Raw genomic sequence first — 13,651 nt, 5'->3', positions numbered from 1 at the left:
ATCAATTATTATTTATATAGAAACTTTTGAGTTTTGCAGTATTACCGTGTACAGGACAATTACCGTCACCATCATCACCTACTAACGATACTTTTTTTCCTGTAGTTAATGCTGTTAAGGCTGCAGATATAAAAAACTTTTCATCTTCAAGTTTATGGAATGCCATTCTATATTGCTGTGGGCAACCACAATTATTAATTTTATCAACATTAATAAAAATAGTACCATCTTTATATTGATGAACTTGAGTTACCATTGCGTCAGAAACTTTGCATTCTTTAGAAAATGAGAATGTTGAAAAACTTATGAAAAAAAATAAGATAATTTTATTTAAATTAGACATAATTTTTATTTATCCTATGCGATGAACGCGAATTCTGCCTTCAGCACAATCACCTTTACTATCAAAACCTATATTGATTTTTTCTTTTGTACTGTAAGCTGCCAATAAACGAGACAAGAATCTATTCGTGATACTATCTTTTGTACTTGCAGGTATCGTAAAAAAATCCGTTTTACATTGTGGATGAGATTGTGGCTGATTTTCTAATCTAAATAACACAGAGCCGCTACTATAAGTCATTACACTTATCACTTTTTCTGACATATTCGCATCATAACCAGCCTGAGTAAATGTAGTAAAAAATAAAGTACCAACTATGACTAAAAATCTTGATATACGCATAAATAACCTATCTGAAGTTTTAATCTAAAATAACGATATAATTAATATCTTCGCCATCAGCCCAACGACTGCAGGTATTTAATCCTGTGATAGTGACCGTTTTATTTGCCAATTTCGCTGCTAATATTTGACTAAATTGACTTTTACCTGAAGTACTATGTTCATCTTTTATTAACCAATAAGAGTATTTCGCACAAGCAGGTTTATTTGTTGCATGATTTCCTTCTAAGAAAATCAAGTGTAAATTATCAGAAGCTCTCGCATAAAATAATCCAATTTTTCCCGTTTGCTCACCAGCAAAACTGAAAGGCGTAAATAAGCTTAAAATTAATAGTATTATTCTCATGGTTTATTTCATCTTGACAGACATGTATGAAAACGTGGGAAAATGGCCATAACAGTTCCAGAGACATAAAAATTTACCCTTTTTCCAGCAGCTGATGCAGCAATCAATAAACTTAACGTTTCTTTACCCGAGTCCGAATGATCTTTATTCCAACGTATGGAACTACTATGACAGTTACTTGGACCAACAGGGATATCTAGTGTTACATAACATGTACCATCACACCTAAGTGACATCCGATTTCACTAATTTCTCGCCAGCCTGTTGCTCCTGTAGACGCCGAATAACTTGAAGAAGAAAATATGATCAATAGGGCAATATAGATATATTTAGTGATTCTCATACTAGTCCTTGTAAGTTCTTACTATAAAAGCATTTGTTGAGTAATCAGTTTTGTTACAATTGAAATTGTTATTTTCATAAGCAACCATAACTTTTTTACCTGACATATGTGCTGCTAATAATGCTGAAAACCTTTCCTTTGTTCCAACATCTGTTAATACACCCAACTTTCTCCATACTCCACTTTGAAGATAAAGAACTGAAGCATTCTCAATTTGAATATTATCCACAATAGCTACAGGGCAATCTTTGCGAGCATGTGTATTTAAGCTGAAAAATAGCAATAAAACTGTAATGGTTATTTTAAAATGCATGTTTATACACCGTGTTAAATGAATAAACATATTACCTAATTAGTTTTTATAATTCTCTTTGTTAATTTGTTATTTAGACTTTAATCACACTTTTTTACTTTTAATTTATTATAATTAATTTTTAATTTTTAATTTTTATATGGGCCTGAAATGAAATATTTTTTATTTGTTTCTCTTCTATTACCTTTGCAAATACTTGGTCTGGTTCAGTTGTAGGTTCTATCGCTAATATAGATGTAGCACCTGGTGAAAATTATGGGTTTAGAGTTTCTTTAATAGGTAAACCACCATTATGTGGAAATCAGCATACTTGGGCTTACCTTCAAGAATCTGACTCTAATTACCATACATTTGTTAGTGTTATACTTGCTGCAAAAATGGCAGATAAAAAAATTCAGTTATATACACGAAAGAAAAACAATGCTGATTCAGGCTATTGTCATATAGGGTATATTGTTTTATTATAATGACTTAGGTATTTAAACATGAAAAAGATTATTTTTTTATTATTTTTATCCTCAAACACTTTTGCTGCAAGTAAAGATGCAAGTGGTACCGTTCAACTATTTGCAAATCATGGCGAGATAATTCTTCAAGTTAGTGATAACAACTCTAATTGTGGCAATAGATACTTTTTTAAACCAGATACCGATTATAATAGAGCGTTATTAACTATGTTATTAGCAGCACAGATGTCTAATAAAAAAGTTTGGGTTAATGGCTCGGGGAATTGTATTGAAGATTATCCTAAAAATAGAGCATATAAATTAGAAAATATGACAATTTTGAAATAATAATACATTACAGGCGATATAGTACGTTTAAACATACTGAGATACTGGTTAAACAACAAAAGGGGGGAGCTGAATTATCAGCTCCCCCTTTTTTGTTTCCAGTCTATTCAACGTGCTCGTCCACCTCAGCTAGACATGAAGCCACTCGCAAAATACAGAGCTTGAAATGAAATATCAGAATAAAAGCGTCTACAAAGGCAGATTTTAACTAGCCAATAATTGCTTGGTATTAGATTTAACATTAGTAAAGTGATGTGACATTCATTCAAGCGTCAATCTATTGAGCAACTAAGGTATTTCCAATGCTAGATACGTACCTCTCTTACATCAAAATATTAACGAAAGACTTTGCGAAATATTTTCTCGCTACGGTGTTAGTGCTCAGCATAAAAGGTGAATTGTTCAATATCGGCTTGCGAGTTTGGTCAGACAACGAGATGTCATTTTATGAAGATGGTTTGTGGCAAATCACTTTGATCTTATCATTCTTGATTACTTGTTGTGTGATGATAAATAAATATGCACCTGAGTAGTTGCTCTATAATGCGATTTCTTAATCAAATACAGCATTATATAAAGAGCAAAAAAGCGTAACGCTCACTACGTAAAGAATGGAGCCAAATCCTACGCTATAAAAGTTCTGGGTAACATGGTAATTTTTCAGCGTGTTCTGAAGCATTCCTTGGTAGCTTATTTAACAGGCATGTTCATTACCAGCTTTACTACAATCGCTAGTTTTGTCCTAGTGGTTCAAAACCGTAAAGACGAACAAAGTGGCGAACGACAAACTGCATAATATGCTTTAACCAATCTACATACTGGTTTAACAAAAAGGGGGAGCTGAATTATCAGCCCCCCCCCTTTTTGTTTTTTGTCTATTCTACTGCCCTGCCATCCTCTTTAGATATGTTTACACTTCTATTACAAGATAGTTAGCGTATTAATAGAGTATCATTAATACGCTTTACTCGTTTTTCAGACAAAAACGACCTGTAACATATCTACCAACATTAAAAGTCACCTCGTATGGCTTGTCTCAACAATCACGATTTATGACTAATAAAGGAAAATAATGTCACTATTTATGGCAATGTTTTCATTCGCACTCGCAATGTCTATTTCACCCGGCCCTGTTAATATGATCATTGTATCTTCAGGGGCTTCTTACGGTGTCCGTAAAACAACACCTTTCGTTTCAGGTGCAACTATTGGTTTAGTTTCATTATTGTTATTTATTGGCTTAGGGTTCAGTAAAGTTATTGATTTATATCCAAACTTTTTAAGTTATCTAGAAGTCGCAGGTTCACTATTTATTATTTATATGGGCTATCTTATTGCGTCATCAAAGCCTGAGTTAGATATAAAAAAGCAAAAACAACCCACTTTCATCCAAGGGTGCTTATTACAATGGTTAAACCCTAAAGCTTGGATTGCATGTGTTGCTGGTGTGTCAATGTTTTCAGAAGCCAATAACAATCACATCTTTTTAAGTTTTGTATTTATTTACTTTATCGTTTGTTATCTATCATTATTTTCTTGGTCTCTCTTAGGCAGCAAGGTCACTCTCTTCCTTAATAACGAACTGAGACTAAAAGTATTCAATCTTTTTATGGGCTGTTTATTAATTCTCACCGCTTGTTATTTACTCTATACACAATTTAGTTAATGAATAAATCCACTTAATAGGGAGCTAATCATTAGCCCCTATTTTCATACCTCACATCTCGCTTTCAAATCACCTTAATTAATACCAAAAAATTAAACTTTATATTAATCAATTACGTATTAGCTTTAATGTGTAAATGGAGAGTAATTGATGACAAGCAGACAAGAGTCACTATCACGTATCATCGAGATGGCTTGGGAAGATAGAACCCCGTTTGAAGCGATTGCAATACAATATGGTCTGGATGAACAAGGTGTGATCAAGCTAATGCGCCAACACCTTAAGCCAAGTAGCTTTAAACTATGGCGACAGCGCGTATCAGGAAGAAAAACCAAACACTTAAAATTGCGCTCACCATATGTCAGTCGTGGTTACTGTCCGACACAATACAAACAGCGTTAAACACGTTTTATAGGGTTATTAATGCGCCCTATTCTTACAGCACTTACCATTAATTTAATATACAGTTAAACGTGAATCTCTTCCTTTCAGCTCTTTAAACTTACCAACTTGACTAACCTTCATACTAAAAAGGTTTATTTCCTAACGTTCTAATTTTACCTCGATACTTTCCTTTTACTGTGTAGAAAAATTTTTTCTTCACCAGCAACCTACTTTAACGTAGTAAATAATATCTATGTCGCATTATTAATTGTGATAATAAATATCAACTATTTTTATATCCTTACTAAGAAATACTTTTACTACAGCTAAAATTAGAGAATTAGCAAGGTAAGTTTAATTATTTCAATATTCATCTATATAATTCAATATTTAAGTAAAAACTCTATTATTTAAATTCAAAAGTAAAATAGTGCTAACATATAGGCTTAATATAACTTTCTCCAATTTTGAACATTAATTATTCATAAAAAACATATCATCCAAGCCATTGACTAGAATGAAAAATTACATTTTATTCATCTTTTTATTTTCCTTAGTAAAAAAAATTATTGACTGAAATAAGTATTCTTTTTATAAGTGCAATTGATAAGCGATATCATTTTCGCTTGTTAATTATTTTATCTATTAGTAATTGGTTGGAGAAATAAATAATGGCAAATACTATTGCCTTATTAGGTAACCCTAACTGTGGTAAAACGACTCTGTTTAATGCCTTAACTGGCGCAAGACAACGCACAGGCAACTGGGCTGGAGTTACTGTAGATAAAAAAGAAGGAAACTACTCTTACCATAATAAGAATATAAATATTGTAGATTTGCCTGGTATTTATTCTATGTCTTCATCCGATGAACAAGGTTCACTCGATGAGCGCATCGCTTGTGAATATATTCTTTCTGATGAGGCTGATCTTGTCGTTAATATTGTCGACGCGGCCAATATTGAGCGAAATTTATATTTAACATTACAACTGCTTGAAATGAAAATTCCATGCATTGTTGTACTTAACATGTTAGATATTGCTAAACAAAAAAATATAAATATCGATGCGGAAAAGTTAGAATCTGAACTTGGTTGCCCTGTTGTTTCATTAGTTGCAAATAAATCTAAAGGACTCGATGATTTAAAAGGCTCGATTGAAAAACATTTACAAACAAAATCACTGCCTCGTCTATTTACTCAATTTCCTATTGAATTAGACCAAACCATTTCTCAGCTTTCTGACGTATTCGATGATCAAATAATTGTTAATAATAGAAAGAAATGGCTTGCTATACGCTTACTTGAATCAGATTCATCAGCCCAAAAATATATAAACGGTACAGATATCGCCTCTTTTGTCTCTCAATTACAAGCCGATTTTTCAAACACACATAATGAAAATATTGACTTATTAATTGCTGATGCGCGCTACCAAACTGTCGCCGAGATCATTCATCATTGCATCTCAAGTTACCATGCAGGACAGCATAATCTGACTCAATGGATCGATAAGATTGTACTTAACCGTTATCTGGGGATCCCGATTTTCCTCATCGTGATGTATTTAATGTTTTGGCTATCAATAAATATTGGTGGAGGGCTTCAACCTATTTTTGATGAAGGCTCTGCAGCAATATTCATTAATGGCACCGCATGGTTATGTTCATCACTCGGTTTTCCTAGTTGGCTAACTGCAATTTTATCACAAGGGCTGGGTGGCGGTATAAATACCGTTATGCCCTTTATTCCTCAAATTGGTTTGATGTTCCTTTATCTATCAATATTAGAAGATAGTGGTTATATGGCGCGAGCAGCGTTTGTTATTGATCGCTTTATGTCTACGATTGGATTACCAGGAAAATCCTTTGTTCCGCTTATTGTAGGGTTTGGTTGCAACATACCTTCCATTATGGCGTCACGTACCCTCGATACACCAAGAGATCGTATCTTAACGTCTATGATGACACCCTTTATGTCTTGTGGCGCAAGGTTAGCAATTTTCGGCGTTTTCTCAGCAGCTTTCTTCCATGGTATGGGAAGCTTTGTCGTCTTTTCTCTCTACTTGCTTGGTATTTTTGTCGCCGTTATTACTGGTTTTGTGCTGAAGAAAACCTTATTAACGGGTGAAGCATCACCTTACATAATGGAATTACCAACCTACCACCTCCCAAGCGCTAAAACGACGCTTATCCATAGCTGGAGTCGCTTACGTGGATTTTTAGTCAAAGCGTGTAAGATCATCATTCCGATTTGTGTGCTAGTAATGGCGTTGAATAGTGTCAATTTTGAAGGACAAGTTATTGAAAGTAATAACCAACAGAATTCAGCCCTATCAGAAATTGGTCGTTGGGTAACACCTGTATTGTCTCCCCTTGGTGTTAATGAGAAAAATTGGCCAGCCAGTGTGGGATTATTAACAGGATTTTTAGCAAAAGAAGTGGTTGTCGGCACTTTAAATACCCTATACACCGCAGAGTTAAGTAACAATCAAGCTGCAGATGATGGGCAATCTTTCCACCTACTGCCTGAGTTAAAAGTGGCATGGCAAGATACTATTGATGGTGTTGCCAATAGTTTTTCTTTATCAACACTTAAAAATCCGATAAAAGCCAGTGAGGCTGATGGCTCAATGGGAACAACCGCAATGGGGCAAATGCACCAAGAATTTGGTTCAATGGCGGGTGCCTATGCATACTTAATCTTTGTTTTACTTTACGTGCCTTGCGTCTCTACTATTGGTGTTATCGCCAAAGAAATTGGTCGAAATTGGGCTTGGTTATCGACAGCATGGGGAGTGGTTGTCGCCTACGCGCTTTCAATCGCCTTCTATCAAACCGCGACTTTCAAAGCACATCCATTAGAAAGTCTGCTCTGGTTATTTTTTGCTTTGAGTATCGTCACTGTATTTATTATAGGGATTAAGCGCTTATGCAATAAAGTCGATTGGCAAATGTCGATACCAGACACACCTGCGACACATAACTGCGGAGGATGCCATTAATGATATCGCTAATTACAGTAAGAAATACGGTACGTGATGCAAAAATCATTTCCTTTAGCCAGCTTACAAAGCATTTGAAGTGTGAGCCAAGATGGTTAAGTGCATTATTAGATGAATTAATTTTACGTGGGAAAGTTGAGAAATGTGATTCATCGCCTTCTTTAGCTTGCGGGAAACATTGCCAAAATTGCCAAACGCAGACAACAGATCCTGTCTACAAATGGTGTGAAAATAAAATCGCTATTTCGTTATGCTAATAGCTAAAGCATAATGAAAAAAGACCACATATACGTTATGTGGTCTTTTTTTATGTCTTATCAACACCTAGCGTCTTAGGTAGAGCCTACATTCTCGAAACATCTTTGATTCACTTTAGCGCTTTTTTGCTAGCTCAAACCATTGCAATGCTTTTTGCCTTTGTGATTCGCCATACAATTGAACGAATTTTTCGTCATGTAATCTTTAGAAGAGCTAAGAGCAGTAATATACCCTTCAACATACGATAAGGTTAAAGGTTGTTTGCAAAACAATAATGCAGTGATGTCATTCTTGAACTTTGCGGAATGATCGCCGTATTCATATAGGCCTACCTAATGATAATTGAAAATAGGATCAATCTTTGTATTGAATTTCTTTCATTTCCATCAGCGATTTTACGTCAGCACTGTACTCTGCAGTCGGTCTTATCAGTAACCGAGGAATACCTATTGGCTCACCGGACTCTAAGCAATAACCGTAGCTACCTAAACGAATTCGCTCTAACGCCAATTTGATTTTGGGCAAAAGTTTTTGTTCTCGTTCAACAATTCTTAAAGCAATGCCTGATTGCTCTTCTAACGTTGCGCGATCACTGACATCACTTAAATCACTCGCATCTGCCGTGTGCCCCATTTCCTCTCTCGCAGATTGAATGTGATGAGATGTCGACTCATAGAGAGCAATCAATCTTTGTTTAAAAAACGCCAATTGATAATCATTCATGTAATTATCTTCAGGCTCTTGCAATATTTGTTCTTCAGTTAGCATTCTAATTTCAGTGTTGTTCATGTTATTTCACTCATGTTATTAACAATCAAACAATCTAAAAGCTTGCCTTCCAATTCATCATCTAATGTATCTGCGATAATTTCGACACGGCTTTCAGCACACTCATCAAGCTCAACCTGTGTGATTCCATCTGCCGTTTTGTTATAACCAAAGATCCCATCAGAAGTAATAAACACGGCCTTCATTCGCTCAACATTCAATGTTTGAAAGAGCTGATGTAATGATTGACGATCAAAGACTTTTTCAGATGCAAAACGCCAGCCAATACTTTTGAAACCTTCACCTTGGTTAGTAGCTTTTATCATGCCACTTTCAGGTATCAGCTCTTCTGATAGTGCTTCTTCAGATACACTTGTCTGCCTATCACGATGAAGATAAGACGTCGGTAATACTTCTATACGGGTCTCACCATCAAACTCATTAGATGGGATCACACCATGTTTAGCAAAAATCACTTTAGTTTTTAGGCTCGCAACTTGCGCGACAAAAGCTTTCAACTTTTCTTTATCTTCTGTTTGATAAAGATCGGTCTTGTTTCCTACCACCGTATCGGCAATTGCAATCTGTTGCCTAAAGGTATCATGTGAGGTATAGCGAGGATCGGATAACTTCCTTGCATCCACTAATGTGATATTTTTCTGTAACGATAAGACATCGCGATAGTATTCAGTAGAAAGCACTTGCATCACTTCTTTAGGATGACCAAGCCCTGTGGGTTCGATGATCAAACGATCCGGTTTTGCTTCTGAAAGTAGTTGATTAAGCGCAATTTGCATTGGTAATCCAGCGGTACAGCACATACAGCCACCAGGTACTTCGCGGATAAATATTTGTTGCTCGTTACCGCCTTGACCTTGCAGTAAACTACCATCGACACCAATTTCACCAAATTCATTCACCAGCACAGCCCAACGCTCGTTATCAGGTTTACTTTTCATTAAGTGAAGAATGGCTGAAGTTTTCCCGACGCCAAGAAACCCAGTAATAATGTTGGTTGGTACCGCTAAAATTGGCGATGATATCTTAAAGCTCATTAGCAATCCTCCTGTATCCCTGAACCAGTTCGTGGTTAGCAGATACAACCGATTCAGAAAAAGCGGAATATTCAGGTGGGATTTTCGAAATACTATTTAAGTCAAAACCTGTACCAATATTCGTCATTGGCGGGACATGAAAATTTTCAGGCAGATCTAATCCATCGACAACGCAGTTATGACGGATCACACACCCTTCACCAATAACGGCATTAAATACCACAGAGTTGAAACCAATAAACACATCATCACTTACCTCACACGGCCCATGAATAATTGAACGGTGAGCAATAGAAGAACGCTCACCAATAGTGACTGCAGCCCCCGCTTTTGAGTGAATAACCACACCATCTTGAATATTGGTATCGCGTTTGATCACAATTGCATCCATTTCGCCCTGCTCATTTACTTCATCAGCACGTATTACGGCATAAGGCCCAATGAATACGTTATCTTCTACAATCACTTTGCCACAAATAATCGCAGTAGGATCAATAAACGCAGTTTCAGATATTGTTGGCATATGCCCTGTAGGGTTTCTTCTTAGCATCTCTTTTTCTCTTCACTATTCGCGCAATCACTCGCAACTTTTAATTCCCCCCTTACAGCAAAGTCGTACAGGGAATAGTTCAGTCACTACTCACGCAGTAAATCAAACATTAATGAAACGTTATAACATAACAATAATGGGTTATCTAGATGCTACTCGTACGTAAATATCAATGGTGTTTATTCTAACTAAGCTTATTGTAAAACAATTGATCAACACCGCCACGATGTCGCTTTCAACACATCGTTTTACTCTCTTTAATACATCTCAGTAAATCCCGTTCTTTCTCTTACTATATTCTCATTTTCGCCACCCATAATTACACAACCACAATCTGAATAATTATCCAAGTGGGGTTCTTCTTAAAAAACACACCATTTAGTCAATTGTTAACATGCTATTACATCAATTTTCGCCAGCTACATTTAAACGTTAACCCTTGGTTTTAATTAGAATATAAAACCAACAAAAGACTAAGAATTAAACAATAAATTAACAAATTAAATTATTTTCAATTTTTTATTGCATAGAATTCCAACTTAAGTAATATAAACCACAAGTGAGAACAAATGCAGAATAAGCGCATGGGCATTCAAGTAAGGAACATTAATAAATTCTATGGTAAGCATCAGGTTTTACACGATGTAACCTTCGAATGTAATAAAGGTGAAACGCTGGTTTTACTTGGCCCAAGCGGTGCAGGTAAAAGCTCTTTACTACGGGTATTAAACCTATTGGAAGATGCTTCTGCTGGCGAGCTGAGTATTGCAGAAAATTATTTTGATTTTAAAAAAACAATCGTTGAAAAAGATGGTTTAAAACTGCGTCGTAAAGTTGGCATGGTATTCCAACAATACAATTTGTGGCCCCACAAAACTGTGTTGGAAAATTTAATAGAAGCACCAGTAAAAGTGCTCGGTATCGATAAAGCTCAAGCGAAAAAAGAAGCGTTAGAGCATTTATCAAAATTACAGTTAGCAGATAAAGCCGATGCATGGCCTTTGCAACTGTCTGGCGGCCAACAACAGCGTGTTGCAATTGCACGTGCGTTGATGATGAAGCCTGAAGTGTTGTTATTTGATGAGCCTACTGCGGCGCTTGATCCTGAGATCACAAGCCAAATTGTACAAATCATCAAAACATTAAGCGGCACAGGCATTACCCAAGTTGTGGTTACCCACGAAGTGGATTTTGCAAAAAAAATCGCCAGTCATGTGCTTTACATGGAAAACGGCAAAATTATTGAACACGGCAGTAACGAGGCGTTTAGTCACCCTAAAACCTCACAATTTGCTGACTACTTAAAACATTAACGAATTATATCCCCTCTATATTCGTTCGTAATAGACGCATGGAGTATCGCGATGAACAAAATTTTATTAGCTAGCATTATCGGTCTGGTTTCTTCTCAAGCTATGGCGCAAGACATTAAGTTTGCGATGGAAGCAACCTATGCCCCTTTTGAGTACATGGATGAGAATAATCAAATCCAAGGCTTTGACGTTGATATTGCTAAAGCCCTATGTAAAGAGATGGATGCTACCTGTACTTTTCATAACCAATCTTTCGATAGCTTAATTCCAGCTCTTAAATTCAAACGATACGATGCAGCTATTTCAGCAATGGACATTACTGAAGCGCGTCAACAGCAAGTCAGCTTTACTCAACCTTATTACGATAACGCTGCTGGCTTTATTTCAATCAAAGGTAAAGTCGCTGATGTTGCCGCCCTTAATGGTAAGCGTGTTGGGGTACAAAATGGTTCGACTCACCAGAGCTATTTAACCGATCAAATGTCAGGTGTAACTGCGGTTCCTTACACCAGTTACCAAGATGCCTTTATTGATATGAAAAATGGCCGTATTGATTCGGTATTTGGTGATACTGCTGTTATCGCTGAATGGTTGAAAAAAGACGATAACCTTGCGTATGTAGGTAAGCCTGTGACAAACCCTAAATACTTCGGTAACGGTTTTGGTATCGCAGTAAACAAAGGCAACCAAGAATTGGTTACACAGTTGAATACGGCACTCGCTAAAATTAAGCAAGATGGCCAGTATCAAGTTATTTTTGATAAGTACTTTGGTAAGTAAATTATGATGTTATCGGGATATTCTCTTTCCCTGTTAGAAGCTAGCTGGATGACAATCCAGCTCGCTTTTACCAGTTTAGCGGTTGGATTGGTGCTGGCTATGTTGTTTGCTGGCGGTGAGATGTCTCGATTTCGCTTCGTGGCATGGCCAACGACAGCCTTAGTGACAGTATTACGAGGCTTACCTGAACTACTGATTGTTTTATTCATCTTTTTTGGTTCAGGCCAGATTTTATTTTACATCACGGGTGATTATATCGAGATCAGCCCTTTTCTTTCAGGTGTTATTGCGCTTTCACTGATTTTTGCCTCTTATGCAGCGCAAACTATCCGTGGTGCCATTAAAGCTGTGCCTAAAGGACAAAGAGAAGCAGCCAGTGCGCTTGGGATCAGCAAAGCAAGAACATTTGTCGCTATTATTATTCCCCAAGCGATCCGTCATGCATTACCAGGGTTAACTAACCAATGGTTGGTGTTATTAAAAGATACCGCCTTAGTATCGCTCATCGGTGTGACGGATCTTCTAAAACAAGCACAGTTAAGCTCTGCAGCAACGCATGAAAGTTTTACTTGGTATGCAACAGCTGCGGCAGTGTATTTAGTTATCACTCTAATTACACAACAAATTATTAAACGGATTGATGCGAAATATAGCGCTCAAGAAGGTTCAAGCAACGACAAAAAAACGGTTGTTGAAGGAGCGATGGCATGAATGAACAACACTTCTGGCAATTAATGGATGGCCTTGCCACCAGCTTACAATTGACCGTTGCATCGTTATTAGTTGGCTGTACTCTCGCTCTCTTAATGACGATGACATTGATTTTAAGAACCCCTGTTTTGCATTGGTTAAGCCGTGGCATCATTACCCTATTTACGGGTACACCTTTATTAGTTCAAATCTTTTTGATTTACTACGGACCGGGGCAATTTGAAGGTATTCGTGAAAGCTTTGTATGGCAATGGCTCAGCCAACCGTGGTTCTGTGCGATGTTGGCACTAGCATTAAATACTGCCGCTTACAGTACTCAACTGTTTAAAGGGGCGTTTGATGCAATTCCTAAAGGTCAATGGCAAGCATGTCGTGCGTTAGGCATGGAGACCAAAACGACATTACATACCTTGTTACCTTTTGCCATCCGTCGTTCTGTACCGGCTTACTCTAATGAAGTAATTTTAGTGTTTAAAGGTACATCGCTTGCCAGCACTATTACTATTATGGATATCATGGGTTACGCTCAACGTATTAATGCTCAAACCTACGATACGTTAACTGTGTTTGCCATTGCTGGTGCTATGTATCTTACCGTTAATGCCCTGCTTTCTATTGCGTTTAGACTAATAGAGAAAAAAGCCTTGGCGTTTGAAGTGGCGAATTAAATTTCATCTTTCACC

The 13,651-nt window shown here is 36.7% G+C and carries 18 protein-coding genes; 10 read left to right on the top strand and 8 right to left on the bottom strand.

Translation table 11 applies throughout. The features are described from left to right. Position 1 precedes the first annotated feature (1 nt). From C9J40_RS11660 to C9J40_RS11645, 5 genes are all read right to left on the bottom strand, one after another. Positions 2 to 343, bottom strand: a complete 342-nt coding sequence (locus tag C9J40_RS11660; RefSeq protein WP_107246944.1) for a hypothetical protein — start codon at positions 341 to 343, stop codon at positions 2 to 4. A gap of 9 nt (positions 344 to 352) precedes the next feature. Continuing rightward, positions 353 to 685 (bottom strand): hypothetical protein, encoded by a 333-nt coding sequence (locus tag C9J40_RS11655; RefSeq protein ID WP_107246942.1) that lies wholly within the window; start codon positions 683 to 685, stop codon positions 353 to 355. Between the two features lie 19 nt (positions 686 to 704). Beyond that, positions 705 to 1,031, bottom strand: a complete 327-nt coding sequence (locus C9J40_RS11650; protein ID WP_107246941.1) for a hypothetical protein — start codon at positions 1,029 to 1,031, stop codon at positions 705 to 707. Positions 1,032 to 1,233: 202 nt separating this feature from the next. Then, complete coding sequence (locus C9J40_RS22000; protein WP_158259553.1) at positions 1,234 to 1,374, bottom strand: hypothetical protein; 141 nt, start codon at positions 1,372 to 1,374, stop codon at positions 1,234 to 1,236. Position 1,375: 1 nt separating this feature from the next. Next, a complete protein-coding gene (locus C9J40_RS11645) occupies positions 1,376 to 1,687 on the bottom strand; it encodes a hypothetical protein (protein ID WP_107246939.1) in 312 nt (103 codons plus the stop codon). Between the two features lie 485 nt (positions 1,688 to 2,172). Here C9J40_RS11645 and C9J40_RS11640 point away from each other — a divergent pair, with 485 nt between their 5' ends. The 6 genes from C9J40_RS11640 (at position 2,173) to C9J40_RS11615 (ending at position 7,790) form a co-directional block, all read left to right on the top strand. Beyond that, the gene (locus C9J40_RS11640; RefSeq protein ID WP_107246938.1) at positions 2,173 to 2,481 is read left to right on the top strand and encodes a hypothetical protein; all 309 of its coding nucleotides are present in this window, start codon (positions 2,173 to 2,175) and stop codon (positions 2,479 to 2,481) included. A 302-nt stretch (positions 2,482 to 2,783) separates the two neighbouring features. Beyond that, complete coding sequence (locus C9J40_RS11635) at positions 2,784 to 3,014, top strand: hypothetical protein (RefSeq protein WP_107246936.1); 231 nt, start codon at positions 2,784 to 2,786, stop codon at positions 3,012 to 3,014. Positions 3,015 to 3,553: 539 nt separating this feature from the next. Beyond that, a complete protein-coding gene (locus tag C9J40_RS11630; protein WP_107246934.1) occupies positions 3,554 to 4,147 on the top strand; it encodes a LysE family translocator in 594 nt (197 codons plus the stop codon). Positions 4,148 to 4,297: 150 nt separating this feature from the next. Beyond that, positions 4,298 to 4,549 carry a TIGR03643 family protein gene (locus C9J40_RS11625; RefSeq protein ID WP_107246933.1) on the top strand — a complete coding sequence of 84 codons (252 nt, stop codon included), beginning with the start codon at positions 4,298 to 4,300 and terminating at the stop codon, positions 4,547 to 4,549. Between the two features lie 653 nt (positions 4,550 to 5,202). Further along, positions 5,203 to 7,533, top strand: coding sequence for a Fe(2+) transporter permease subunit FeoB (gene feoB / locus C9J40_RS11620; protein ID WP_107246931.1), 2,331 nt, complete (start codon positions 5,203 to 5,205; stop codon positions 7,531 to 7,533). Next, positions 7,533 to 7,790 carry a FeoC-like transcriptional regulator gene (locus C9J40_RS11615; RefSeq protein ID WP_107246930.1) on the top strand — a complete coding sequence of 86 codons (258 nt, stop codon included), beginning with the start codon at positions 7,533 to 7,535 and terminating at the stop codon, positions 7,788 to 7,790. The genes feoB and C9J40_RS11615 overlap by 1 nt, the downstream gene beginning before the upstream one ends. A 355-nt stretch (positions 7,791 to 8,145) precedes the next feature. On the opposite strand, the gene C9J40_RS11605 is transcribed toward C9J40_RS11615, so the two are convergent. From C9J40_RS11605 to C9J40_RS11595, 3 genes are read right to left on the bottom strand one after another with little or no spacing between them, the layout of a single operon-like run. Then, positions 8,146 to 8,580 (bottom strand): TraR/DksA C4-type zinc finger protein, encoded by a 435-nt coding sequence (locus C9J40_RS11605; RefSeq protein WP_107246928.1) that lies wholly within the window; start codon positions 8,578 to 8,580, stop codon positions 8,146 to 8,148. After that, positions 8,577 to 9,614 (bottom strand): GTP-binding protein, encoded by a 1,038-nt coding sequence (locus C9J40_RS11600; RefSeq protein WP_107246926.1) that lies wholly within the window; start codon positions 9,612 to 9,614, stop codon positions 8,577 to 8,579. The genes C9J40_RS11605 and C9J40_RS11600 overlap by 4 nt, the downstream gene beginning before the upstream one ends. After that, entirely contained in the window at positions 9,604 to 10,164 is a 561-nt protein-coding gene (locus tag C9J40_RS11595) for a carbonate dehydratase (RefSeq protein ID WP_107246925.1), read from the bottom strand. The genes C9J40_RS11600 and C9J40_RS11595 overlap by 11 nt, the downstream gene beginning before the upstream one ends. A 584-nt stretch (positions 10,165 to 10,748) precedes the next feature. On the opposite strand from C9J40_RS11595, the gene artP reads away from it, so the two are divergent. The 4 genes from artP to artM are packed head-to-tail and all read left to right on the top strand — an operon-like array spanning position 10,749 to position 13,636. Further along, positions 10,749 to 11,477 carry an arginine ABC transporter ATP-binding protein ArtP gene (gene artP, locus C9J40_RS11590; protein WP_107206477.1) on the top strand — a complete coding sequence of 243 codons (729 nt, stop codon included), beginning with the start codon at positions 10,749 to 10,751 and terminating at the stop codon, positions 11,475 to 11,477. A 51-nt stretch (positions 11,478 to 11,528) separates the two neighbouring features. Continuing rightward, the gene (locus C9J40_RS11585) at positions 11,529 to 12,257 is read left to right on the top strand and encodes an arginine ABC transporter substrate-binding protein (RefSeq protein ID WP_107206386.1); all 729 of its coding nucleotides are present in this window, start codon (positions 11,529 to 11,531) and stop codon (positions 12,255 to 12,257) included. A gap of 3 nt (positions 12,258 to 12,260) precedes the next feature. Beyond that, complete coding sequence (gene artQ, locus C9J40_RS11580) at positions 12,261 to 12,968, top strand: arginine ABC transporter permease ArtQ (RefSeq protein WP_107246923.1); 708 nt, start codon at positions 12,261 to 12,263, stop codon at positions 12,966 to 12,968. Continuing rightward, entirely contained in the window at positions 12,965 to 13,636 is a 672-nt protein-coding gene (gene artM, locus C9J40_RS11575; protein WP_107206384.1) for an arginine ABC transporter permease ArtM, read from the top strand. The genes artQ and artM overlap by 4 nt, the downstream gene beginning before the upstream one ends. Positions 13,637 to 13,651: the final 15 nt, after the last annotated feature.

It is taken from the genome of Photobacterium sp. GB-72 (genome assembly GCF_003026095.1).
In the GTDB taxonomy this organism is placed as follows: domain Bacteria; phylum Pseudomonadota; class Gammaproteobacteria; order Enterobacterales; family Vibrionaceae; genus Photobacterium.
The sequence above is the reverse complement of the archived record's forward strand: the minus strand, read 5'-3'. Positions and strand labels throughout refer to the sequence as shown.